This is a genomic window from Xenorhabdus siamensis, from assembly GCF_037996745.1.
Classification (GTDB): domain Bacteria; phylum Pseudomonadota; class Gammaproteobacteria; order Enterobacterales; family Enterobacteriaceae; genus Xenorhabdus; species Xenorhabdus indica.
This window is the reverse complement of the sequence record NZ_JBBMXE010000004.1, coordinates 1-23491: the sequence shown is the minus strand read 5'-3', so window position 1 is coordinate 23491 and position 23491 is coordinate 1. Positions and strand designations below refer to the sequence as shown.

The window sequence follows — 23491 nt, the reverse complement described above, 5'->3', positions numbered from 1 at the left end:
TTAGTTAATCTGGTTATTTGTTAAGTACGTCATAAAATAATCGGAATTATCGGTAATTGGGTTAATACGGTCTATTTTTTTCTCCGGCGCACGGTCCAGAGCGTTAACGATTTTCTGTAATATCATTTGGAAAATATCACTGACACGTTCAAGATGAATCCCCTGTTCAGCCTGTATGTGGATCGCAAAGTCTTTGCCGATATCTTCAATGCTGATGTAAATCGGGTGTTTCACAATACCAGCGCGACTGAAAGACTCGGCATCACCAGAAGGCGTTACTGCCAATAGTGGTTCTGCCGGAGAGATGCTACGTATTTCACTATGATAATAATTCAATAATGAAGTAAATAATGGGTCCGATCCCGACAATTGTGATAATTTCTGTTGTAACGATTGCAGAGTCAATGCCTGCGATACCTTCTGGTGTTTAACCAACTGTGCCAGATTGCCTTGAACAAGCCAGAGGCAATCAAGCACAGGCAAATTATCCAGTCGCATATGCATTGGTAGTATATGGATAAAGTGGCGAATAAATTGCTCTGCCTCTTTCTCAGTATCTGCGCCTGCACACATATATCCCGATAAAACCGTGCCAAAAACAGCGTCATTATGTCCAACCAGACACCCCATTGTTTTCCCCCAGGCCAAGTGAAAAATGGCAGCAACACTGACAGCATGTACCTTAGCTTGTTGGCGTATTTGATGACACAAATTCTCCGGTAACAGCCGCCACGCTTGGGCCGTCACGGTATTGATACCTAAATATGTTTCCACATCGAATGGCGTTGAAGACGGTTTATCACCTTTTAACAAAGATGCCGTCATCTTGGCGCATTCCATCCCATTGGCGTCGATATCTGTTGAGTTGCAAGCCTGCAAATGAATGGCTAATTCGGACAATACAGGATATTGATACAGCATATGTACTTCCATCATCAATCCGCGGCGACGTAATTCCTGTACCATTTTTATAGCCGACAGTGAATTACCGCCCAAATTGAAGAATTGTGCATGTCTGCTGACTTTTTTAACCCCGAACAATTCACGCCATGTTTCAGCCAGTATTTTTTCGATCCCCTCTTTTGCCGGTGCGGCATCCTGTTGTTTAAGTTTCCCAATAGCAATAACCGGAAAAGCCTTGCGATCGAGTTTGCCACTGGCAGATAAAGGAAAATGATTGACAATAACAATAGCTGCCGGCCGCATATAATCAGGCGCCACTCTTTTCATGAATTGCTGAATGCTCTCTTTCACACTGCTCTGTGAATGATGCTGCAAAGCACGTTCTGAAATAATCACAAAAGCAATCAACCGGTTGTCTTCTGAACTTTCACTTTGTTCCCGCGCTGTTTGTATCAATACAACAGCATCACGCACAGCCGGGTGTTTCATCAACAGCACTTCAACTTCACCCAGTTCAACACGATAACCCCGTACTTTGACCTGAAAATCCATCCGGCCAAGAATGTCCAGTAAACCATCCTTCCGCCATTTTGCTAAATCACCGGTGCGATACATTCGTTTGGGAGGCATACTATTTACCGCGATATTGACAAACTTAGCCGCAGTTTCTTCCGGCCGTTGATGATAACCCTCAGCCAATTGTGCCCCCGCAATACACAGCTCACCCGGTGTTTCACCCTTAATAACACAGTTGTTGGTATCCAGCAGATAGATTTCAATATTGTCAATCGGTGCACCAATAGGAGGCAAAACCGGCCATTTTTCTGCTTTGCCCTCCAAAGTGTAAGCCGTCACAACATGTGCTTCTGATGGGCCATAGTGGTTATGCAGGCGGCAATGGGGCAATGCCTGAAAAAATTGCCGGATAGCGGTGGTAATAACCAATTGTTCCCCCGCCGTGATCACATCAATAAGGCTTTCTGGGTAACATTCCTGTGCAATCGCCGCCATTGCCAAACCATTTAATGCCACATAAGGCAAAAATATTCGTTCAATCCGCTGCTCTGCAATAAACGCGACCAGAGCCAATTGATCCAATCGTAAGTGATTGGAGATCAACACTAACTCACCACCGCTGGATAAAGTTGAAAATATTTCCTGGAATGAAACATCAAAGCTTAGTGGAGAGAATTGCAACGTTTTCTTGCCAAAATAATCGCCTTGCTGATGAATTTGCCAGACTAACATATTCACCAACGACTGGTGAGGCATACAAACCCCTTTAGGTTTTCCTGTCGAACCTGAGGTATAAATTAAATAGGCGAGATCTTGAGGGGAGTAAACTACTGCCAGGTTTTCTATGTCACAACTATCGCTATCACAACTATCGCTATTGGTATTCTCTTTATTATTACTGTCGGAAAAATCATACTGAGCTAAATCAATACGTGTGATAGTCTCAGGAACTGATAATTCAATATCACCACGGGAAATAACGACTGAAACATTAGAATCGGCCAAAATGTAAGATTGACGCTCAATAGGATAACTCAGATCAATCGGGACATAAGCAGCTCCGGCTTTTAAAACACCAATAACCGCAACAATCGCATCAATGCTACGTTCAAGACAAATACCTACCGGAGAAATTTTTTCACCATCATGATGGTGGTGCCGACGGATATAATGGGCCAACCTGTTTGCTCTACGATTTAATTCATCATAAGACAATGATTGCTCACCAAATCTTATGGCAATAACATCCGGTGTTTTCGCTACCTGCTGCTCAAATAGTTCATGCACACAACAAAATACGGAATGATTTGAATGACGCTCTGACAATGACTCAACACGCATAATTATCTTCCTTTTATTCCATAAATTGACTGTCATTCATGGTAATCAGCACATTATTCTGCGCAAATGTATGTCCTTCATTTTTTAGTTACCTCTTTGTTTACTGTAAATAGTCTAATTTTGAATAGATTAGCTGTGAATAGAAATAAATTTACTCCAGTTAATATTAACATTGAAGAAACGGGTATAGATTAATAATATCGAAAACATCTTTCTATAATAGAAAATATTATTTTCATAACTCTTTTTTTCATAATCATTGTCAGACTAGCCTAACTTATCATGCAAATATCACGTTATATAATGGGAATAATAGAAATGATGGAAACACAATTAAATGGTGTATTAAAATATTAAACAAATAAAATTATATCCGACCTGCCCACGGTGATTTTTTCAACATATTACTGTCAGAGATCAACATTATATCATTATCCTACCGTTACCCTATTATCACTTTATTATCGCCTTAGATACTATCAATGTCGGACAGTGCCTGCTTTGGCTGCTGCTGGAACTCCTCCCCTACGTAGTGAACCAATACCGAACGGGTTTTATCCATAATCCACTCTTTAGGTTCATCAGGAGAATGAAGGAAAAAATATATGAGGCTGGAAAAATTATTTGAATACATTCTCATAAATTCCCCAGCCTATAATATTTTCAATTACCTAATCGATGTTATTGGAAATCACAAAGAAAATCAGACAATATCGAATTAAATCTGACTGGAGCTTCCCAAAACGGTGCATGATCCACACCGATCAAACTAAAAATTTGATCTTGCCAAAGATTTTGATAATGCAAACTTTCAATATATTCGGCATTGATAAAAGGATCACCTGCCCCATTCACGATAGCCAAAGGTATTTTACTTGTTTCAGCCAATAACTTTTGATCTGTCGCCTGTGGGGAAGTAAAAGCCTCAAACATATACTGGCGTGACAAACCATCTGTTCTTGCTACTGCTTCAAAGATAAACGGCTCATGAGGAGCGTTAACACCTACTGTTTGATAGGCATAATTCTTCACATCCTCTTCAGTGAAATCAGCTTTCCCGGCAAGCCCCATATGCTCACTTTGACGAAAACCAAGTGCGACATTCTCTTTACCAGCCGCCACAGGGGGTGTACCACAAATCATCAGCCCAATCATTTTGGGGTACAGTGCCAGCATTTCCAGCCCGATATGCCCCCCTAATGACCAGCCAAAAACAACCACTCTGTTAATTCCGATCTTGTTCAGTACTTCAATAACAGTGCGGGCATAACCCGGCATTGAATATGTCTGACGTGGATCATTGGCATTAGAAGATGCACCATGCCCCGGTAAATCAAGAGCTAAAACCCGATAGTCCTTTTTAAGGTATTCAATCTGATGGCGAAATATCTCTTTACTACTTGAATTACCATGTATTAAAAGAACCGGGAGCCGATCACCGCCAGTATCTAATACTGAAATACGGGCATAATGGGTGGATATATCATAGTAGTGAATATTAGTGTGTGCAGCAGCCATGATTCTATCTCCTAATGAATGAATTGAAGAGTAATTTTTCTGCTGAAAAATACAGTAATTTATTGCATTTTATCTTGATACCATTATGTCTTACATACAAATGGCATGACACTACGTTATTTTCTTCCCCCTCTCAATTATTAACATTCACATACATCTGATTTTTTCCCTCAATGATTCTTAAATGAATAACAACTTTAGGAATTCATTATCATTATTTTTGAATTTTTCTGATTAATTCTTTCAATAACTGCCGTGTTGCAATATGAAATATTTTTACTATGAAAAATAGTCATTAACTATAGAATTGATTATGTTGAATCAAGACGTGATGCTGTTCAAACTTCCACAAAAATAAATGAATAACCTATTAACTTTATGATTGTAATATCTATCTCTATATTTCAAATACCTTATTACCCATAATAATATCTAGTATTACCAGGCAGTATCTTGTTAAATGAAAAATATGTATGTGATTAGGGTCAGTGAGCACAACCAACAAACCTGCAACTTGGAAGATGAAGGAGCAACATTTCATAAAAACGATAAATCGTTGGATCAGTTGGTACTCCTGTTGGAATTGAACCTCGCATAGGGGCAGCCTGTAGAAGCTTTATTGCATCATCCGTAAGACCTGATTGTTCAACAACCTTCTTTGCTGCCTCAATAGGCAACGGATGTTGCCCAAATAAAGCCGCCGTAACAAAAGCAACATTCATTCCTGTACCATTTGCAATTTCTTTCCATGAAAGATTTTTAGCAAGTTTAGCTGCAATAATACTTTCAGTCAGTTCCAGGCGAGGTATTTGAGTCGCCAATATTTGTAACATGTGACTTTCCTGTGTGAGAAATTTTGACACTATAATGTAACTGTTTATCTATAATATCTAAGTATCATTTTTTACGAATCTTATTAATTTTTTTGAATAATTGGCGTTTATGTATATTCGTAATATCCCCATCTAATTTGAAGATGCAGGTTTCAAAATCTGAAAGTTATCAGTAAACCGAGAAGTAAGTTCTATTGCTTTTTCCCGTAGCGTGACATGAAAAAATAATGGATAACCTCACGAAAAACCGCTAGATTTTCGAAATAGATATTATTACGCATCTGCTCATTCACATATTTCCATAATCGCTCTATCAGATTGATATTAGGGCTGTAAGGCGGCAGATAATGCAACTCATGTTGTTGCCGTAATCGTATCACCGATTTTAATTAAGGCGGGTGCCAGCATCGCCCGTTCCGATCCTATGCAGGCTGGCTTTACCCGGCTTTATCATCCCTTTTATTTTGGTATACAACCTCACATTATTGATGCAAGGCAGTGACTTGAATGTACTGCCCATTCTTTACATGATAATGACGGCATGAATTGGTATTTACTCTCTTTCTATCGCAACCTCCAACTTCTGGATGATCAAGGCCCACTGGCTGGAAAGAGTTATCTTCACTATTGCCGCTATTCTTTTAATTAAGCCGGGTATATGGACAGATTTAGCGGGAATAATGCTGATTGTGTTATCAGGTGGTATTCATCTCCTGCGCTATAAACACGACTAGACAGCATTACCAGACAATAGCTGCAAGCATGACTTTGAAGCCAATTGAGAAAAAACAATTAAAGAGGCAAAGTAAAAATGTATGACGTGATTATTATTGGTGCAGGATTAGTTGGGCTTGGTACTGCCAATGCCCTGCAAGAACATCATCCACACTTACGCCTGCTAGTATTAGATAAAGAAAAGAATGTGGCTGCTCATCAGAGTGGCCATAACAGCAATGTTGTCCATTCTGGCATTTACTATCCCCCCGACAGTCTGAAAGCGCGTCTGGCAAAAAAAGGCAATCAAACGATATATCAGTTTTGCCAAGAACATGGCTTATATTACGACCGCTGCGGTAAAGTTATTGTTGCAACTCAATTAAAAGAACTCCTTTTATTGGAAAACATTTATCAACGCGGTTTACAAAATGATCTTAATGTTAGCCGGTTATCACAAGCTGCTTTGAAAGAACGTGAGCCTTATGTCAACGGCCTGGAAGCCATTTTGGTGCAGGATACAGGGATCGTGAATTATCAGGAAATTGCAGCAAAACTGGCTGAGATCATACAAAGCAGAGGCGGAGATATTCACTGTCAACAACAGGTAAAAGCTATCCGTGAACATAGTGGTTATGTTGAGGTACAGACTCAACAACGCGGTTATCAGGCCAAATGGCTGGTGAACTGTGCCGGATTGCATAGCGACAGGATTGCTGAGCTGGCGGGCTATGATACGGGTATCAAGATTGTACCATTCCGTGGTGAATATTACGTATTGGATAGCAGTAAAAACTATTTGGTTAATCACTTGATTTACCCTGTTCCCAACCCTGATCTTCCGTTTTTAGGTGTTCATTTCACACGCATGTACAATGGCAAACGGGATGTTGGCCCTAATGCAGTATTAGCATTTAAGCGTGAAGGCTATCATAAAACAGATTTCAGCCTGCGGGATCTGACGGAAATACTGACCTACAAAGGATTCTGGAAAATTGCCACACGCTATTTTGGTGAAGGGCTGGCAGAAATAAGCCGTTCCTATTCACGCCAGCGCTTTACTGACAATGCCCGTCAGCTCATTCCTGATTTACAGCCCGAAGATATCATACCGGGGCCAGCGGGTGTTCGTGCCCAGGCATTAACAATTGATGGCAAACTGGTGGATGATTTTCACTTTGTGAAGGGCCATCGCTCACTGCACGTTTGCAATGCTCCCTCGCCTGCCGCTACGGCATCGTTTGAAATTGGCAGAGAAATTGTAAGACAATATTTTGAAACAATTTAAGCGCTGAGTTGTTCAGAAGTAAGCGCACGGTAAACTCACCATGCGCTTACCGAAGTGGTCACAATGCACCTAAAATAACTAAATTTGTTTTTTAGACATATCATTTTCATCAAAGTTTATGATAATAATTTATATGAAAGGCTATTAAGAAAATAAATATTTTAGAGATTAAACAAAATCAAACCTTGACAAATAAAAACGCTCTCATTTATTAATTTTCATACATCTAAATTTAAACAAATCTTTTTTAAAACCATCTCTCAATATAAGAGTTATCCACCATCTTGACACATAATTTCTTCTCCTTATTCTAGTTTGACATTGTTGGAATAAACGTAAGGAGAATATCTATTATGTCTAAAACTAAGCTCGCCAATGGCGCTATATTTTATACCCAAAAGAATTACACAGGTTGTTCTTATCAATACCCAGAAAATAGTACAGAAGTAAATTTAATAGGCACTCCACTAAATGATAAGTTTCTTTCTGTCGAAGTTGGCCTAGAGTCAATAGTTTTTGCCTGGCGGCATGGCAGTGATAGTCAAGCAGGACAAATTTATCGCGAATGGGATACAAGTCAGGCTGATATTAGTGATATTCAAGGTTTGTCAAAGTTTATTGTATCTCCGTCAAACCGTGATTTGCTGGCAATAAAATTGATTAACGAATCAGGAATAGATCAGGTATTTAGGGCAAATATCCAAACTTATACTATTCCTGATGCTGTAAACTGTTATTCAAATGGCGGCTATGAGGTCGTTGGCCTAATACCAAAAGATAGGCAACTATATGTCACCTCCGTAGCCGTATTTAATGATCAGAATATCGTAGTAACTCATGGTGCTGTTTATTTTAAATATAATGGTACTGACCTTGATATTGTTACTTATGATACAAAACCTCTCTATATGCGGTTTGAAAAAGCCAGCAGTTATCATTTTAATTTCTATTTAGAAGAATTTCCTCACAACAAATAAAGTAAAAACAAATTTGTACAGTGAGTAATTTTAATATAGCCCCTGAAAAGGGGCTTATTAATAATGACTTCAGTTCAAATTAATATAGCCAAACTAGCTTTAATGATAAATTCATTAATATTTACTCATTCGGGTATAAATCCACCCACAATAACTGGCTATCAGCAACTAACGGTTTAATCGCCCCTTCCCGTATATCCTCTGGCAACCACCATGCACCTTGACCAAAAGCAAGCTGAACAGAATTTGTGCCGATCATTTCCCAACGCCCTTTCAGAACATACAACACTCCGCTGTGGGATGTCGGTAAGCGGCGTTCAGCAGTCACCACAGAAATTTCAGAAACCCAGGAAGAACGGCGGATCAGGATATTGAAGCATTGAACAGATCCATCCAACACTTCAACATGCCCCCGAATATCACCGGAAAAATGGAAAGGGGTCATTTTTTTTACCAGCTCATGTTCCAGAAAACCGGGACTGGTTAAACGGATGCCTTTTCCTTTCAATAATACGATGGAGCGATCAATATCAGGAAATTGCCCCAGTGCCCCATTTTGATGAATAGATGTGAAGCAGGCACGCCAAGCGAAATCATCAGCAACCGGCCAGCAAACAATATCCCTGACTTCCCCGATCCCTCCAGCCCATTGTTCTCTTGGTAACGTTGCATAATCGAAACATTTCATTCTCATGCTCTCCTTTCACTACTGTTACTGTTCTACTTACACCTGAAGAGGCAATAAATGTCCAATTGTAAACTTCGCAAATAATTTTTCCTGCCGCAACCAAGAAACAATTAAAATGTGATTAATTACCCGTATTCCTTTAATAACATACGACATAAACTTCCCAATGTTTTCATGGCTGCCGCCTGAGTTTCATTCCATGCAAATGAGGTATTCAACCGGAAAGCGTGATCAAACTGAGAACTGGTGGAAAACATGCTGCCGGGCGCAATGCTGATGCCTTTAGCCAGCGCCAGTTGATATAACCGATTAGCATTGAAAGGCGGTTCGAATTCCAGCCAGATAAAATAACCACCACGAGTGCTGTTAACTTTGACCGACTGAGGGAAATATTCCCTGACTGCCCGCAGCATTTGAATTTGCCGTTGCTCCAATTGACGCCGTAATCGCCGTATATGGGTATCATATCCTCCCTGAGTCAGATATTCCGCAATCGCCAACTGTGTGGGAATACTGGCTGAAACGGTGCTCATCATCTGCAATTGTTGGATCTTTATCACATGCTTTCCCGCCGCTACCCATCCGACGCGATATCCGGGAGCGAGACATTTTGAAAAGGATGCACAGTGCATGAAATTATTTTCCTTATCCCATGCTTTGATTGGCATCGGCGGATCCTGATCAAAATAGAGTTCGCCATAAACATCATCTTCAATCAGGATAATGCCGCTTCGGTTCAGAATCTCAACTAATCGTTGTTTATTTTCTGTTGGCATACTGACACACAACGGGTTCTGAAATCGGGACATCAGCCAGCAAGCTTTTATTTGATATTTACCAACAACTTCTTCCAGTACATCCAAATCAATACCTGTTTTCGGATCCGTTTTTATGGCAATGGCTTTCAAACGTAAACGCTCTATGGCCTGTAATGCACCATAAAAAGCCGGTGACTCAATCACTACCCAATCTCCGGGGAAAGTCGCTGACTGTAAGCTGAAACTCAACGATTCCATTGCGCCTGCGGTGATCACAATTTCATCAGGAGAAACATGGATGCCCTGGGCGGCATAACGGCGGGATATATTACGCCTCAATCGTTCGTTTCCCGGTGGTAAGTTAGCCAATGAGCTATGGGGAACAAAGCGACGAGCGACTGACGCCAGTGTCTTAGCTAATCTGGGTTCTACTAACAAGGAAGGATCAGGAAATGCGGAACCAAAAGGAACGATTTGTGGATCTTTACACGCTTGTAAGACATCAAAAATTGAGGCACTAATTTCCACATTTTCACTCAGATTCAGTTTCTTTCCCCCTTTTGCCGCTGCAAATGGTTTTATCCGCGGGGCAACATAATAGCCTGATTGCGGACGTGCCACGATCCAGCCCTGACTTTCCAGTAATTGATAGGCTTGCAGCACCGTCATCAAACTTAATCCCGACGATTTCACCGATTCCCGCAGTGATGGCAGCCTGTCCCCCACTTGCCAAATGTCATCCTCTATCTGTTGGCGGATCGTTACTGCCAGTTGTTCGTAGCGCGTCATATGCAGGCCTTTGGTTAAACTGCTATACCCATTATCTTCCCAATTGCAGTGTTGTTGGCTGCATTCTGAAAACCATAGGGTATATATCCAGAGTATTAATAATCTTTCACTATTATACCCGAATACCTACATTTTATTTGCCTGCACCTTCTCACTTTGCTGGCCTGTTTAAGACACGGGGATCTATTCAGATAACAGTGAACCAAATCCCGGCGCGAATGTGCCTAGCCCAAGCTGTTTCAGTATCATATAAGTCGTTGCCACAGATGCGGAGATGACAGGCACTCCCACACGCGCCTCGATCAAAGGTACTGATGCCAATGAAGGCATTTGTACACAGGCAGAAGCGACGATAACATCAACATTACTGTTCAAGCGCTTAGTAATTTCCACTGGTGCAAGGGGATCTTGTCGCCCGACAGCGAGGTTATCCGCGATTTCCAACGCGATGCTATCAATGACTTCAATGCCCTCATTTTCGATGTAATCAATCACTAATTGGGTCAATGGCTTCATATAAGGTGTCAATATAGAGATCCGTTTCGCTCCCAAAGCGTGAAGTCCGTTCACCAATGCTCCTGCGCTTGTGACAACCGGAGCCGGATAACCATTTTCCAGTGTCTGTAAATGAAGACGTTTTTCCGAAATTCGATGGTATCCTTTCCCCATGCTCATAATGGCTACCAGACAGGCATATCCCACAATATCCACTGACGCATCCGACAATTCCCATGCGCAACGATCACTATCTGCATCCATTAATGCCAGTTCATCTTTCCCGACCGTTTTCATTCTCATGCGGCTGGAATGAAAGGTAAAACGTTCAGGGGTAAGCATTTCGCGCGTGCGCAGAATAGCGGGAATTTCCGTTTCCGTAGTGGTATTTGACGAAGGCACAATTAGCCCGACTCGGAAGTTACGCTGTTCACTCATAAACGATCCTCTTGTGTGGGATTAGCCCAATCAGCACACAGATTAGAATCAGCCTGATCCCATGAATCAACAAACTGGATCGCGTTCGTAGCACGGCGATTCACTTTCAAATTAAAAATATCAAAACGGTTGTAATGCCCTGTTATGTCGTGCATCTGGCGGGGTTGAATACAACGATTCAGATCAATTTCCGCATAGACAATTCCTTCTTTATCAATCAGGGGATGACCAATCACACGCCCATCCGGCCCGATAACTCCCGTAAACGCACTATTAGGACGTGCCAGCAATTGGTTAGCTTCGGGATGGCTGGCTGCCATAGCCTGTGTGATTTCCGGGGAAATAGTGGAACAGGAAACGAGGGTAAAAACTTTACCTTCAAAGCAATGCGCCGCCGCACGTAAACGGATCGCCTCAGCCATATCATAATCTGCGGGTGCAACCGGCAGAGAAATATAACTGGCAACATGAACCAGCTCTCCCTGAGATAACAAAGCAAAACGTGCCAACGGATTGGTATTCTCACCACAGGCCAGTACCCCCAGTGGGCCAATACTCGTATCATGCACTTTTAATGAAGCAGCATCACCATTCGCCCATGTCAGTTTTTCAGCCCATGTCGGGACCAGTTTACGATGGCGTCCCAAAATACGCCCGTCATCAGAAATAGTCACCAGCGTGTTATAGAGCGTTGCAATACCTGTGGAACTATGCTCATTCACGCCAATCACGACATTAATATGCTGACGAGCAGCAGCCTGAGCGATTTTATGGATCTCAGCCCCCGGCACTTCAATGGCAGATTTGCACAATTTTTCAAACCACGGACTGCCCTGAACGGGCGTCATTATCCAGTTCCAATAGGGATACCCCGCAATAAACACTTCAGGAAAAGCCACCAGACTGGCGCCATTATTTGCCGCCTCCTGGATAAGCTGACAAACGAGATCAACTGTCGCTTTCGTATCCAGAAAGATCGGCGCAGCCTGTACTGTAGCTGCCTTGAATTTAGGAAGATTCAGCATATCAGGCTCCTGTTTTCTTTCGTCTATCTGAAGAGTTACACAGCAATAACGGGGTGGCGCAAATCACCTATTTTCTCAAGATGTGCTTCAATGACATCCCCCGGCCATAGCCATTCCTGCGGATCGCGCCCTGCTCCAACACCTGATGGCGTTCCTGTAGCAATGATATCTCCCGGCTCCAGTGTAATACCCTTACTGATATCTGCGATCAAAGCATTCACCTTGAATAACATATGATGAGTATTGGAATCCTGCTTAGTCACGCCATTAACTTTCAGTCGCAAAGCAAGATTATGCGGGTCAGGAATGTCATCAGCAGTGACAATGCAAGGGCCAAAAGGGGCATAGGTATCCTGACCTTTAGAGTAGATCCACTGCCCGGCACGGCGACAATCACGAGCGCTCATGTCGATAATCAAACTATAACCAAAGACATAGTTCAGTGCGTCAGATTCTGGTACGCCCTTCGCACGCTGCCCGATGATCACGGCTAACTCCACTTCCCAATCCAATTGCCGGGTAATTTCACGATTGTGTTCAATTGCATCCCCCGGACCAATGATTGTGGTTGGCGGCTTAGAAAAAATAATCGGTTCTTTCGGCAGATCTTTTGCCGTATCAAGAGACAGACTGGATTCCTCAACATGTTCAACATAATTCAGACCAATGCCGAAAATGTTTTTGCGCGGGCGGGGAATGGGAGCCAGAATTTTTACATTCTCCAATGGCCGGGTCACGCCGATTGGCCATAGGCCTTCAAACGAATTTAACAATATGGCTGTACTGTTTACGGCCAATGGTCCCAATTCGATAAAATCCAGCATATTATCCGGTAAGACACTTCCGGCATGAGCAGCCAATTTTGCCAAATCCACTACATGATCATTTACAATTGCCCCCAATCGTGCAGCAGCAGTGATTTCAGTACGATAAGTGATTAAACGCATCTTTCTCCTCCTACTCGTTGATGTCCGTCGTTATCGGTCAGGGTTTCTTCGTAATACAACTGTAATGCCTGTATCACTGGCAAGTCATTGAAACAGAATAAACAGGCATCTTCCGTTTGTGATGTATTGACATGTTCATGCTGCGCCCATGAAGGAACACAAAAAATATCCCGCACCTGCCAGTCAAACCGCTGACCATCAATAACAGAGTAACCCTGCCCTTTCGCTACCTGATAGATGAAACTACCAGTATGCCTGTGTGCCTTACCAACAAATCCGGGGCGTAATAACTGCATACTGGCACCAAGAGTTGGCATCACATGACCTCCGGTCAGCGGATTAGTGTAGTGCATCAGAATGTCATCAAAGGGTGAACCTTCTGAAACGCGGGCATAACGTTGCAGTGCTGCATAGGTTGGCTCCCATTGATATTTGAACAACGGAGAATAAGGTTTATCCCAACCGATATTTTGCGGACGCAAAGCCGGTGCTCCCCAGAGAGCAACAGAGGCATCCACAGGTTCTGTTACCGCCTGACGTAAATCAGGATGTACCTTATAAAAGCCAGCTTCCAGTACATTGACCAACGGAATATCCAGACCATCCTGCCAGATACATTGTGAACCATCAGGATCAACGCCATGTTCACGCAGAACGCTATAACGCCAAAGTACCGGAACCGAAGCGGATTTCGGTTGCCACGGTTCAATTTTATTAGCGATTGTCCAGAGTGCGCCTGTTCTGTGTTTCTCCAGTTCTTGGTAATAAGCCAACAGTTCAGGATTATCGGCGACATTAGCGCGACCGATAATATTTTCCCGGTATTGATCATGTGCTTGAACATTTTCTTGTTGAGACATGGCTATCTCCTGTACGGATGGTAACTGTGATTTGAAAGCTAACCTGAGATCTATTGAATCCCCCTCTGTATCTGCATCAATTGGCGTTCCAGTTGCTGTTTGCCATAAAGATAGGGTTTCGGCCAATCGACGTTTGTCCAGCCATATCTGGCACACTCATGTAGCAACCAGGCCCCATCGGATAAGAATGGACGTGATAAAGCACAGAGATCGGCCCGGCCCGATGCGATAATTCCGTTGATTTGATCAGCGTCTGTAATCGCACCAACCGCGATAACCGGCACATTACCCTCATTACGAATACGATCAGCCATCGGAGTCTGATACATACGCCCGTAAACAGGCCGTTGTTCAGCAGAAACTTCCCCTGTGGAACAATCCACCATATCCACCCCCGCATTGTGGAAGTGCCGGGCGATCAAGACAGCGTCATCAATGCTCGTTCCTCCTTCAACCCAATCAGTAGCAGAAATGCGCACAGATATCGGCAAATTAGCCGGCCAGACATCACGTACTGCGTTAAAAACAGCTAACGGGAAGCGAAGTCGATTTTCCAACGAACCGCCATATTCATCATCACGCAGGTTAGTTATCGGTGAAATAAAACTGGAAAGCAGATAACCGTGGGCGGCCTGAATTTCCAGCCAGTCAAAGCCCGCATCAATAGCCCGGCGGGTTGCCGCAACAAACTGTGTAATAACCTCACTCATTTGTGCCCTAGTGATCGCTGCCGGAATTTGTGAAATCTCTGATAAATAAGGCACAGCCGATGCTGAAACCAGAGGCCAGTTTCCTTCCGGCAACGGATGGTCAGACTGTTCCCATCCCCGTTGGGTTGAACCTCGTCGCCCGGCATGTCCCAATTGAATACCTATCAGGGTATCTGTGTTTTGATGGATAAAATGGGTGATCAACTTCCATCCCTGCACTTGTTGATCATTCCACAATCCTGTGCACGCAGGAGTCACACGCGCCTGTGGTGAAATTGCTGTCATTTCGGCGATCACCAACCCCACACCGCCTAATGCCCTGCTACCAAGATGAACCTGATGAAATAATCCTGGTATACCATCCACGGCCTTATACAGTAGAGTAGGAGAAACCACGACTCGATTTTTCAAAGTTACTCCCCGCACCGGATAAGGTGTCAGTATCGGTGGAGTTAAGGGAGAGAGTTGGTCAGGCTGCTGATTAAACCAACGTTCATAACTTTCCAGCCATGTTTTATCCCTCAATCTCAGGTTTTCATGAGAAATACGTTGTGAGCGTGTCAGCAAGGAATACGCAAACTGTTCCGGCGGAAAATCTTCATAACGTGCTACATTTTCAAACCATTCCGTGGAATTACGTGCCGCATTCTGAATTTTCAATACTTCCACACTGCGTACTTTTTGGTAATGTGACAAGCTCGCAGACAAATCTCCCTGATGCATTTTCAGACTGTTAGTCAGTTCGATCGCATCTTCTAATGCCAGTTTTGTCCCGGAGCCAATAGAAAAGTGGGCGGTATGGGCAGCATCTCCCATTAACACGATCGGTATATTTTTGCCGTTACCGCCCTCCGGCCTGATCCAGTGCACCCAATGATGGCAGATGACACGAGGAAAACGGATCCAAATAGCAGCCCCGCGTAAGTGCGCTGCATTGGATATCAACTCATGTCCATCCAGCCACGGTGCAAATATCTTTTCACAGTATGCAATACCCTCTTCCTGTGACATTTTATCGATACCTGCGGCTAACCATGCCTCTTCTGTCGTTTCAACGATAAAAGTCGATAACCCTTCCTGAAATTGGTAGGCATGAACCTGAAACCAGCCATGTTCTGTTTCGACAAACAAAAACGTAAAAGCATCAAATATCTTGCGGGTTCCCAACCAGACAAAACGACAATGGCGTTGATCAATATCAGGTGCAAAAGCATCAGCATAACGGGTACGAATTTGGCTGTTGATCCCATCAGAAGCAATCAACAAATCGGCATCGTATCTTCGGGCGATTTCCTGTTCGTCCTTAACCTGTACCTCGAACACCAACTCAACCCCCAACTGCTGGCAGCGATCTTGCAGAATATTGAGTAATTTCTTACGACCAATACCGATAAATCCATGACCGCCGCTACGATTTACCATTCCCTTGAAGTGGATATCAATATTTTCCCAACGGCTGAATTCTGCACCAATGGTACTGGCTGATACCGCATCTGCCGCATTCAGGTTTTCCAATGTTGCGTCCGAAAACACCACCCCCCACCCAAAAGTGTCATAGGGACGATTACGCTCGATCACGACAACACGGTTATCAGGATTTTGTAATTTCATTAGCAAACCGAAATACAAACCCGCTGGCCCGCCGCCAATACATACGATGTTCATATTTTTTTGTTCATGATTTCTCTCCTGTTACACCATACCTGCCACGGCACATAAGTTCAGGGATTCAGTTAAGGTATTTAGTTAAGGTTATATATAGTTGAGTCATTGTTTTAATTAAGGCATTGATTAAGGTATTGATTAACGTATTGATTTAGTTAATGAGTAATAAAGTTCATCAGGGATCGGGATGGCCTGATGCGTATCCAGTGATGTCGTCACATAAGTCTGAACTGCGCTCATCCTTAATTCTCCTTTCCTGCTGATACAGCGCTGGCGGAGTTTCAGTGATTTTTTGCCTATCTGCTCAACACTTAATTCCAGCCAAACCTGATCGCCCATTCTGCTGATCGCCTTAAACTCTGCCTCTAAATGAACAGTTGGCAGACCAAAGCGATGCTTAGCAATGTAATCGGCATATCCGATTGAAGTTAATTCATCGAACCAGTCCTCGAACAAATTATTGAACATCACAAAATATTGGGGATAAAAAACAATCCCCGCGGGATCACATTCAGAAAATCGAATCTTATGAGGCTGTACAAATTTAAGCCGGCTCATCAGTGACTCCTCCTCAATGTTGTCGTTTTAATACTGTCGTCTTAATACCGTCCATTTTAGTACGTTGCTCTAAGATAGTGGCTTCAAGATGCTGTTGGTACTCACGTAACCGTCTGCCATCTTCATCCGCTAATGCCGCCTCACGCAATTGTCGCAAGTTGGCCGGGGACAGATGGACGAGATGGCGATCAATGATACCCATCAAGCTTTGAAAATTACGCAATCCACGGGTATGGGTATCACCGTATCCTTTAATCAACTGCTGACATAGGGCAATTTCCACAGCCAGCGCTGGGTCATGTTTTACTGCAATCACGATCCGCTGCAACCAATTTTCAATCCGTTTGGTTTCATGCTGAAAGCGCAAAGTACGCCGGCGGACACGGCGTAAACCCGCCAGCGTATACAGCAATAAAAATCCCCAAATTGAACTAGTGGTAATTACACGACCGCGGCTGAATAGTTTTGTCAGTATCCGGTTTACAAAATGAGGACGGGATAACCAGCGGCCAACATTGGCGGGCAAGGTGTCACAGATCTCTTCCACTCTGGGATGCAGGAATTCATTAATTTCAACAAGCTGTTTACTCTGTGCCCCCACTTCTTTGTAAACCCGCCCGAATCTCCTGGCGCTGATTTTCAGATCTGCCACCCGAATAGTGTCTTCATAAGTCATCCACAGCGCCAGATGACGGGCAGTTTCACACAGTAGTCGCTGATGATGTTTTCCAGTCTGCTCTATCAGATACTGCAATTTATCAAGATATAAATCGGCATAAGCCGGATCTTGATAATCCACCAAACGCCTGACGGCTTCAGTAGCAATTTCATGGATAGAGGAAGGCAATGTTTTTCGAATACGCAATAAAAAAGCTTTTATGCTCTCGTCATCGGTAAGGTTATGCCTGAAACGATTACGATTTAAGCGGCCATATTGAGAATGCTCATGATGAGAATGCTGATAGCAAGGCCGGTAGTCGGATCCTTCTGACTGAACCCTGCTCAACCCCAAGCCAAATGCTTGCAGACTAGGTTTTACCCCCACGCCTCCCTTGATAATCGTTTTTTCAAAATGCATACGGCTGAATGGCAGGAGCCCCGTACCACAGAGTACCCCAAACAACACAGCACTCATCACACTGCCACTTTTTTCTGCCATCCATGCCATGTCAAAATGGACAAAACGTAACGCAGCTTGTCGTGATTGCTGGATCATCTGCTCCGGGGAACAGTTCGACATAATATATCGTCGCTCCTGTCCGTTGTGCGACACCGGGGACAGATGTTGCCTGAGCAAAATAACCATGCTCTTCACTTAAATTGACGATCCAATCTGCCAGTACACCACCACCCTCACCTCCCATTGCCAAAATCGCAATTTTGATAGGTTGGATGTTCGGTTTCATCAGCGGAGACTGAATGGATGATGACATAGACATAATTTCCCCTTAGAGCCTACAGGGTTTGGCTTTTAAGCGTCATACCGCTCGCGACGTTTAGCATCACGACGTTGCAAGTAACTGATGAATCTTTTACGAATACGGTGGAGCAACCGCTCCCAGTGGTTAGGGTTGGTTATGATCCGCGCCTTAAAGAAAGAAGGGCACAATACCACGACATGGGAAACTTCCCCGCACAATCCACAACCCACACAGCTATTCAATACTGTTGCCACCGGATCGGTACGCAAGGGATCAGGATTTGGCTTAATCGACAGTGAAGGACAACCAGACAAACGGATACAAGAGTGATCTCCCGTACAAGTATCAGGATCAACGCCGAAACGTTCACGCACTATACGTTGTCCTGCCGCTATCGCCTCTTTGTTCTTTTTTTCTCACGGCGCTGTTTATTCAACATACATTCACTCTGTGCGACCACGACTTTCGGCCCCTGTTCACTTGTTGTCAGGGCTTCCCGCAGAGTATGGATCATGGTTTTAAGGTCATAGGTACGTTTGATCGTACGTATCCACTTCACCCCAACACCTTTAACCGCTTTTTCGATATCATGACCCGTACTGCGACTGGCGTTGAAAACAGTTGAAGATGGAATATCCTGCCCACCTGTGGCGGAAGTGTAGCTGTTGTCCACAATAATGGTCAGATTGTCATTGCGATTAAAAACACTGTTAGCAATGCCACTCGTCAACCCGTTGTGCCAGAATCCCCCATCTCCCATCACGGAAATCGCTCGCTTATCCACAACTGGCGTACTCAATGCTGCTGCGCTCGCTGCACTTAACCCATATCCCATCGTGGTATTCCCCAAATTGAATGGAGGCAAGATGGCAAACAGGTGGCAACCAATATCCGCACTGATATGATATTGCCCCAATTCCCGCTCTATCAACTTCATAGCGGTAAAGATCGGACGTTCCGGGCAACCCGCACAAAATCCGGGGGGACGGACATGAACCGCACTTTTTTCTGTAACTGACGATTCTTTGTCTGATAAGTCTTTATCTGATGAATCCCCAGCGGGCAAAGTAACCGCAGGAATGCGCACCTGACAGGCTGCGGCTGACACTTCGGCTTCAACCTTGCCGTAACGTTCAAGGAAAGCACGAACTCCCGCTAACACGGTGGCTGTATCATATTCTCCCGCCATTGGCAGTAAATCTTTACCATGTAATCGAATGGTAATATCACGCTGCCGTAAGATATTGGCGACATTTTGTTCTACAAAATTAGGTTGACCTTCTTCCAATACTAAAATTGCCTGCTTGCCATAACAAAAGCGTTCAAATTCCTCATCGATCAACGGATATGCTACATTCATGACATACAGCGGAATCCGGCTGTTACCGAATACATCCGCCAGCCCTAACAAATTTAGGGATCTGATCACGGTGTTATAGCATCCTCCCTGCAAAGCAATGCCTATGTCATCAGCACTTTCAGCAAAAAATTCGTTCAATTACTACTGCTGAATAAAGCGCACAGCAGCAGGCCAGCGTTCCTGAATTTTCTCTTTCTCATGTAAGAAACTGGCAGGAGGCAAAACAATCCGATTGAGCTCACGTGCCGGATTTGTCAGTGCATCTTTTATTTTGAATGCTGATACGCGATTATCTGCGCAAACAAACCGACCGTGCACATGACAGGCACGGATACGCATCTGCAACATCACTGGTGTATGGCTGGCTTCCGACAACTCAAACCCCATTTTTACTGCCTGCACAATGGAAGGCAGGTTGGGACGCGGATCAAGCAACCAGATCTGGGATTTCATCGCAAACACATGGCTGCGCTCCTGCATGATGGAAAAACCTTCACCATAATCTTCGCCAACAATAATCAGCGCACCGCCTAAAACGCCCCCGGATGCCAGATTTGCTAACGCATCGGAAGCAACATTTGTGCCTACAGTTGCCTTAAATGTGACAGCACCGCGTAATGGATAATTAACGGAAGCAGCAAGTGTGGCAGCGGCTGTTGCTTCACTGGCGCTGTTTTCAAAACGAATACCATATTCGGAAAGGATCGCTTGCGCAATCAGCCAGAACATCCATCAGATGGGAAATAGGTGCTCCCTGATAACCTGCAATATAAGCAACGCCTGATTCCAACAATGCTTTTGTCACAGCGAGTATGCCTTCCCCACGGAAAAGTTCCCCCTGACCCAAACGTAATTTTTCCACTTCTTTAACAAATGATCGTTCTGCCATGATCAATCGCCTCACGTTTCTGTTTTGCCAGTTTGTTAAAAAAAGATCTCCAAAAAAACAGATATGGGCATTATGTAATAAGAGTATGAATCAACGGTCAATACATGATTTGTCATGTAATTATGATTTACGCAGTGTCTGGATAGAATATGCAGAGAGCAGATAAAAAAACCCGTTAAAACAGATATGAATGAAAGCAGTTGAAACTTATTACCATCTTAATAATGAGTAATATTTCTCATGAATATATTCACAATCATATATCTTTCATTTAAGCAAAATATGGATACTGCTAGTAGGAAACTGTATAGCTTTAATAAATGCTTAAAGAGCTGAACCCAGAAGCTCTGATTCAAGGTACGCAGATCCAAAATATGCAGTACCCCAAATAGAGTCTCACCTCAATTCTCCAGAACATTTGCTTTTTTCATCCAATGATCTTGATGAAGTGAAATCGATGGTCGGTCGGGTGATGAAACCCCACCAGCTAAATATACTGGGTAACAGCCGAAAGCTGGATGCCAGAATGCACTATATTCCGTTTGGGGACTTTTCCATGAGTCGCCTGCGTTACGGGGCTAATGTTGAAATTAATCCGAACGCACTGGAGTCTTTTTTTCTTATTCAGATGCCGTTATCAGGCGGTGCCTGTATTGAAAGCGGTGGTCAGCACCTTGATTCAACACCAAATCTGGCATCCATCCTCAGCCCGGATCAACATACCTCCATGCGCTGGAGTGCTGATAATGACCAGTTTATGGTCAGGATCTCCCGCACTTTGCTGGAAAGAACCCTTATTGGACAATTGGGGCATCCTTTGGATCAACCACTGGTATTTGAATTGGGGTTTGAATGGCAACGTTGTCAGGCGTGGCGCTGCCTGATGCTCTATCTGCTTGAATATACGACACAACTACCTAGTATTCAGCAATATAAACTTATTACTGGTCAGATTGAGCAATTACTTTCTGTTACCCTGCTGTCCACCCATCAGCATAATTACAGCGGCTCCACCGCAAATCGTCGCTGTTCCATCCGCCCACGGCATGTACGAAAAGTACAGGAATATTTACAGGCTCACGCCCATGAACCCATTACGGCAGAGCAGCTTGCTCAAGTGGCAGGCGTCAGCCTTCGCAGTCTCTATTCCGGTTTCAGGGAATTTTTGAATATCAGCCCGATGCAGTATTTACGCGACTTGCGCATGGAACATGTTCGTACAGAGCTACTGGCAGGAGAAGCAAGTAATGTTACGGGAGTCGCCCTGCGTTGGGGGTTCGCCCATATGGGGCGATTCAGTGCAGAATATAAAGCACGCTATGGTGAAACACCGAGTGAAAGTTTGAAGCGTGGTTGAATTTAAGCAATATATCTCCGAATATCTTATTATTAAAAATCAAGGCGAAAAAAAACAAATATAAGCCGAGATAAAAATTTATACCCTATGGATTTTAAGAAGCAACTTGAAAGACGACGGGTATATAATAAATGCTCTTGCCTTCATATATTATTTATAATTCATTCACTATCTTAAACTGGAGAATAAGAACTCTATCTAAGCTTTAAACTTTGTTCATCCACCAACAAAAATAATATTAAAATATTATTAATAACTTACTAACAAAATAACTTAATAAAATTATTTATCAAAATAAAAAAACACCAATATAGCAATCAAATTATCAACGGATGATTACAAAGGGCTTTAAATATACCACCTTACCTCTATAAACCATAAAAAAATTGCTATAATAAACAAAAAATAATATAGACATCATCTCAAATGAGAATCACTATTGCACTGCAAAGGGTTTTATGACTATAAAGTGACAAATAAAAGCAATGATAATATTGCTAAAAACAAACTAAAAAAGATAAGGTAGGTGACAAGGATGTATACTTGAAAATACCAAAAATAACAATTTAATCATTAACCGATAAATATTAACTATTTTTAACTAAGGAGAGTGTTGAAAGATTGCAAGATTATCTGTAATAACACTATGATAGATTATGCCAATACCGATTAAACAAAAATAACAATTTAATATTTAAAGATATAAAATCAGATACATAGCACCCTTAATTATATGAATGCTAAAACATAAATTAATTAAGGTCAGGCAAATAATTAAATCTATTCATTTACACCATAAATTACAAATAACTTGTAAACGGAATACATTCGTATAATTTATTATGAGAATATCTGAGAATTCATTGCGTCCGAACTTATATCCCCTCCATCCTTCTCAGGAAGATGTGTTTTACGAACAAGCACTTTATGAGAATAATCCGATACATAACCTTAATTGGTATACTGTGATAGAAGAAGAGGTTGATATAACCCTGTTACAAAAAGTGTGGAACGTATTACATCAACATATTGATATGTTGCGCTTGCGTATATCGGTTAATGCAGATAATGAAGCGATACAATATATTGAAGAACAGAGTACACCGGAATCAATTATATTTCACGATGTTTCCATGCAGGCTGAACCTGAAAAAGAAGCAAAATTCTGGATGCAGCAACACCTTGAAATACCAATGGATTATTTGAAGGAAATACCATATCAGATTTTCTTGATCCGTCTGGCTGATAAACGGTATTACTTTTTCACTAAAATTCATCATATTATGATTGATGGTGTCGGATTATACCGGCTCCATAAATATGTCCATAAATTATACAAATGCTTTAAGGATGGCACATCAATAGCATGGCTGTCTGATATTCCACAATATTTAACAACAATTACCAAAGCAAGAGAATATTTAAGCTCTATTCATTATGA

At 42.8% G+C, this 23491-nt stretch carries 22 protein-coding genes and 1 pseudogene; 4 read left to right on the top strand and 19 right to left on the bottom strand.

The features are described 5' to 3' along the window. From AAC852_RS03355 to AAC852_RS03335, 5 genes and pseudogenes are all read right to left on the bottom strand, one after another. Nucleotides 1-2760, bottom strand: a complete 2760-nt coding sequence (locus AAC852_RS03355) for an amino acid adenylation domain-containing protein (RefSeq protein WP_340619805.1) — start codon at nucleotides 2758-2760, stop codon at nucleotides 1-3. Between the two features lie 469 nt (nucleotides 2761-3229). Further along, nucleotides 3230-3400: a hypothetical protein gene (locus tag AAC852_RS03350; protein WP_340619804.1), complete on the bottom strand. Its 171-nt coding sequence runs from the start codon at nucleotides 3398-3400 to the stop codon at nucleotides 3230-3232. Between the two features lie 41 nt (nucleotides 3401-3441). Next, nucleotides 3442-4278, bottom strand: coding sequence for an alpha/beta fold hydrolase (locus tag AAC852_RS03345; RefSeq protein ID WP_340619803.1), 837 nt, complete (start codon nucleotides 4276-4278; stop codon nucleotides 3442-3444). A 485-nt stretch (nucleotides 4279-4763) separates the two neighbouring features. Continuing rightward, entirely contained in the window at nucleotides 4764-5111 is a 348-nt protein-coding gene (locus AAC852_RS03340; protein WP_340619802.1) for a hypothetical protein, read from the bottom strand. 132 nt (nucleotides 5112-5243) lie between these two features. After that, nucleotides 5244-5467: pseudogene (locus AAC852_RS03335) on the bottom strand (transposase); the annotation flags it as partial. A 455-nt stretch (nucleotides 5468-5922) separates the two neighbouring features. Here AAC852_RS03335 and lhgO point away from each other — a divergent pair. Next, entirely contained in the window at nucleotides 5923-7113 is a 1191-nt protein-coding gene (gene lhgO, locus AAC852_RS03330) for an L-2-hydroxyglutarate oxidase (protein ID WP_340619801.1), read from the top strand. Nucleotides 7114-7466: 353 nt separating this feature from the next. Further along, nucleotides 7467-8090 (top strand): beta/gamma crystallin domain-containing protein, encoded by a 624-nt coding sequence (locus AAC852_RS03325; RefSeq protein ID WP_340619800.1) that lies wholly within the window; start codon nucleotides 7467-7469, stop codon nucleotides 8088-8090. 121 nt (nucleotides 8091-8211) lie between these two features. Here AAC852_RS03325 and AAC852_RS03320 read toward each other — a convergent pair whose 3' ends face one another. From AAC852_RS03320 to AAC852_RS03255, 14 genes are all read right to left on the bottom strand, one after another. Beyond that, nucleotides 8212-8778 carry a HutD/Ves family protein gene (locus AAC852_RS03320; RefSeq protein WP_340619799.1) on the bottom strand — a complete coding sequence of 189 codons (567 nt, stop codon included), beginning with the start codon at nucleotides 8776-8778 and terminating at the stop codon, nucleotides 8212-8214. Nucleotides 8779-8903: 125 nt separating this feature from the next. Then, nucleotides 8904-10325 carry an aminotransferase-like domain-containing protein gene (locus tag AAC852_RS03315; RefSeq protein WP_340619798.1) on the bottom strand — a complete coding sequence of 474 codons (1422 nt, stop codon included), beginning with the start codon at nucleotides 10323-10325 and terminating at the stop codon, nucleotides 8904-8906. A 183-nt stretch (nucleotides 10326-10508) separates the two neighbouring features. Continuing rightward, a complete protein-coding gene (locus AAC852_RS03310; protein ID WP_340619797.1) occupies nucleotides 10509-11258 on the bottom strand; it encodes a maleate cis-trans isomerase family protein in 750 nt (249 codons plus the stop codon). Further along, on the bottom strand, nucleotides 11255-12283 hold the full coding sequence (locus tag AAC852_RS03305) for a carbon-nitrogen hydrolase family protein (RefSeq protein ID WP_340619796.1): 1029 nt from the start codon (nucleotides 12281-12283) through the stop codon (nucleotides 11255-11257). The genes AAC852_RS03310 and AAC852_RS03305 overlap by 4 nt, the downstream gene beginning before the upstream one ends. 35 nt (nucleotides 12284-12318) lie before the next feature. Continuing rightward, nucleotides 12319-13230, bottom strand: coding sequence for a fumarylacetoacetate hydrolase family protein (locus AAC852_RS03300; RefSeq protein ID WP_340619795.1), 912 nt, complete (start codon nucleotides 13228-13230; stop codon nucleotides 12319-12321). Continuing rightward, nucleotides 13221-14090 carry a cupin domain-containing protein gene (locus tag AAC852_RS03295; RefSeq protein ID WP_340619794.1) on the bottom strand — a complete coding sequence of 290 codons (870 nt, stop codon included), beginning with the start codon at nucleotides 14088-14090 and terminating at the stop codon, nucleotides 13221-13223. The genes AAC852_RS03300 and AAC852_RS03295 overlap by 10 nt, the downstream gene beginning before the upstream one ends. 50 nt (nucleotides 14091-14140) lie before the next feature. Then, complete coding sequence (locus AAC852_RS03290) at nucleotides 14141-16465, bottom strand: bifunctional salicylyl-CoA 5-hydroxylase/oxidoreductase (protein ID WP_340619793.1); 2325 nt, start codon at nucleotides 16463-16465, stop codon at nucleotides 14141-14143. A 138-nt stretch (nucleotides 16466-16603) separates the two neighbouring features. Continuing rightward, nucleotides 16604-17023: an acyl-CoA thioesterase gene (locus tag AAC852_RS03285; RefSeq protein WP_340619792.1), complete on the bottom strand. Its 420-nt coding sequence runs from the start codon at nucleotides 17021-17023 to the stop codon at nucleotides 16604-16606. Between the two features lie 13 nt (nucleotides 17024-17036). Continuing rightward, entirely contained in the window at nucleotides 17037-18263 is a 1227-nt protein-coding gene (locus AAC852_RS03280; RefSeq protein WP_340619791.1) for an indolepyruvate oxidoreductase subunit beta family protein, read from the bottom strand. Continuing rightward, entirely contained in the window at nucleotides 18193-18462 is a 270-nt protein-coding gene (locus AAC852_RS03275; protein ID WP_340619790.1) for a hypothetical protein, read from the bottom strand. Before AAC852_RS03275 ends, AAC852_RS03280 begins: the two co-directional genes overlap by 71 nt. A gap of 32 nt (nucleotides 18463-18494) precedes the next feature. Further along, the gene (locus tag AAC852_RS03270) at nucleotides 18495-18818 is read right to left on the bottom strand and encodes an indolepyruvate ferredoxin oxidoreductase subunit alpha (RefSeq protein WP_340619789.1); all 324 of its coding nucleotides are present in this window, start codon (nucleotides 18816-18818) and stop codon (nucleotides 18495-18497) included. A 17-nt stretch (nucleotides 18819-18835) separates the two neighbouring features. Next, the gene (locus AAC852_RS03265) at nucleotides 18836-19942 is read right to left on the bottom strand and encodes a thiamine pyrophosphate-dependent enzyme (protein WP_340619788.1); all 1107 of its coding nucleotides are present in this window, start codon (nucleotides 19940-19942) and stop codon (nucleotides 18836-18838) included. Nucleotides 19943-19945: 3 nt separating this feature from the next. After that, nucleotides 19946-20533, bottom strand: coding sequence for a hypothetical protein (locus AAC852_RS03260; protein WP_340619787.1), 588 nt, complete (start codon nucleotides 20531-20533; stop codon nucleotides 19946-19948). Then, nucleotides 20481-20693, bottom strand: coding sequence for a hypothetical protein (locus tag AAC852_RS03255; RefSeq protein WP_340619786.1), 213 nt, complete (start codon nucleotides 20691-20693; stop codon nucleotides 20481-20483). The genes AAC852_RS03260 and AAC852_RS03255 overlap by 53 nt, the downstream gene beginning before the upstream one ends. 457 nt (nucleotides 20694-21150) lie before the next feature. Between AAC852_RS03255 and AAC852_RS03250 the strand changes: the two genes are divergently transcribed. Next, nucleotides 21151-22050 carry an AraC family transcriptional regulator gene (locus AAC852_RS03250; RefSeq protein WP_340619785.1) on the top strand — a complete coding sequence of 300 codons (900 nt, stop codon included), beginning with the start codon at nucleotides 21151-21153 and terminating at the stop codon, nucleotides 22048-22050. An 863-nt stretch (nucleotides 22051-22913) separates the two neighbouring features. Then, a partial coding sequence (locus AAC852_RS03245) for a condensation domain-containing protein (RefSeq protein WP_340619784.1) occupies nucleotides 22914-23491 on the top strand: 578 nt, incomplete at its 3' end.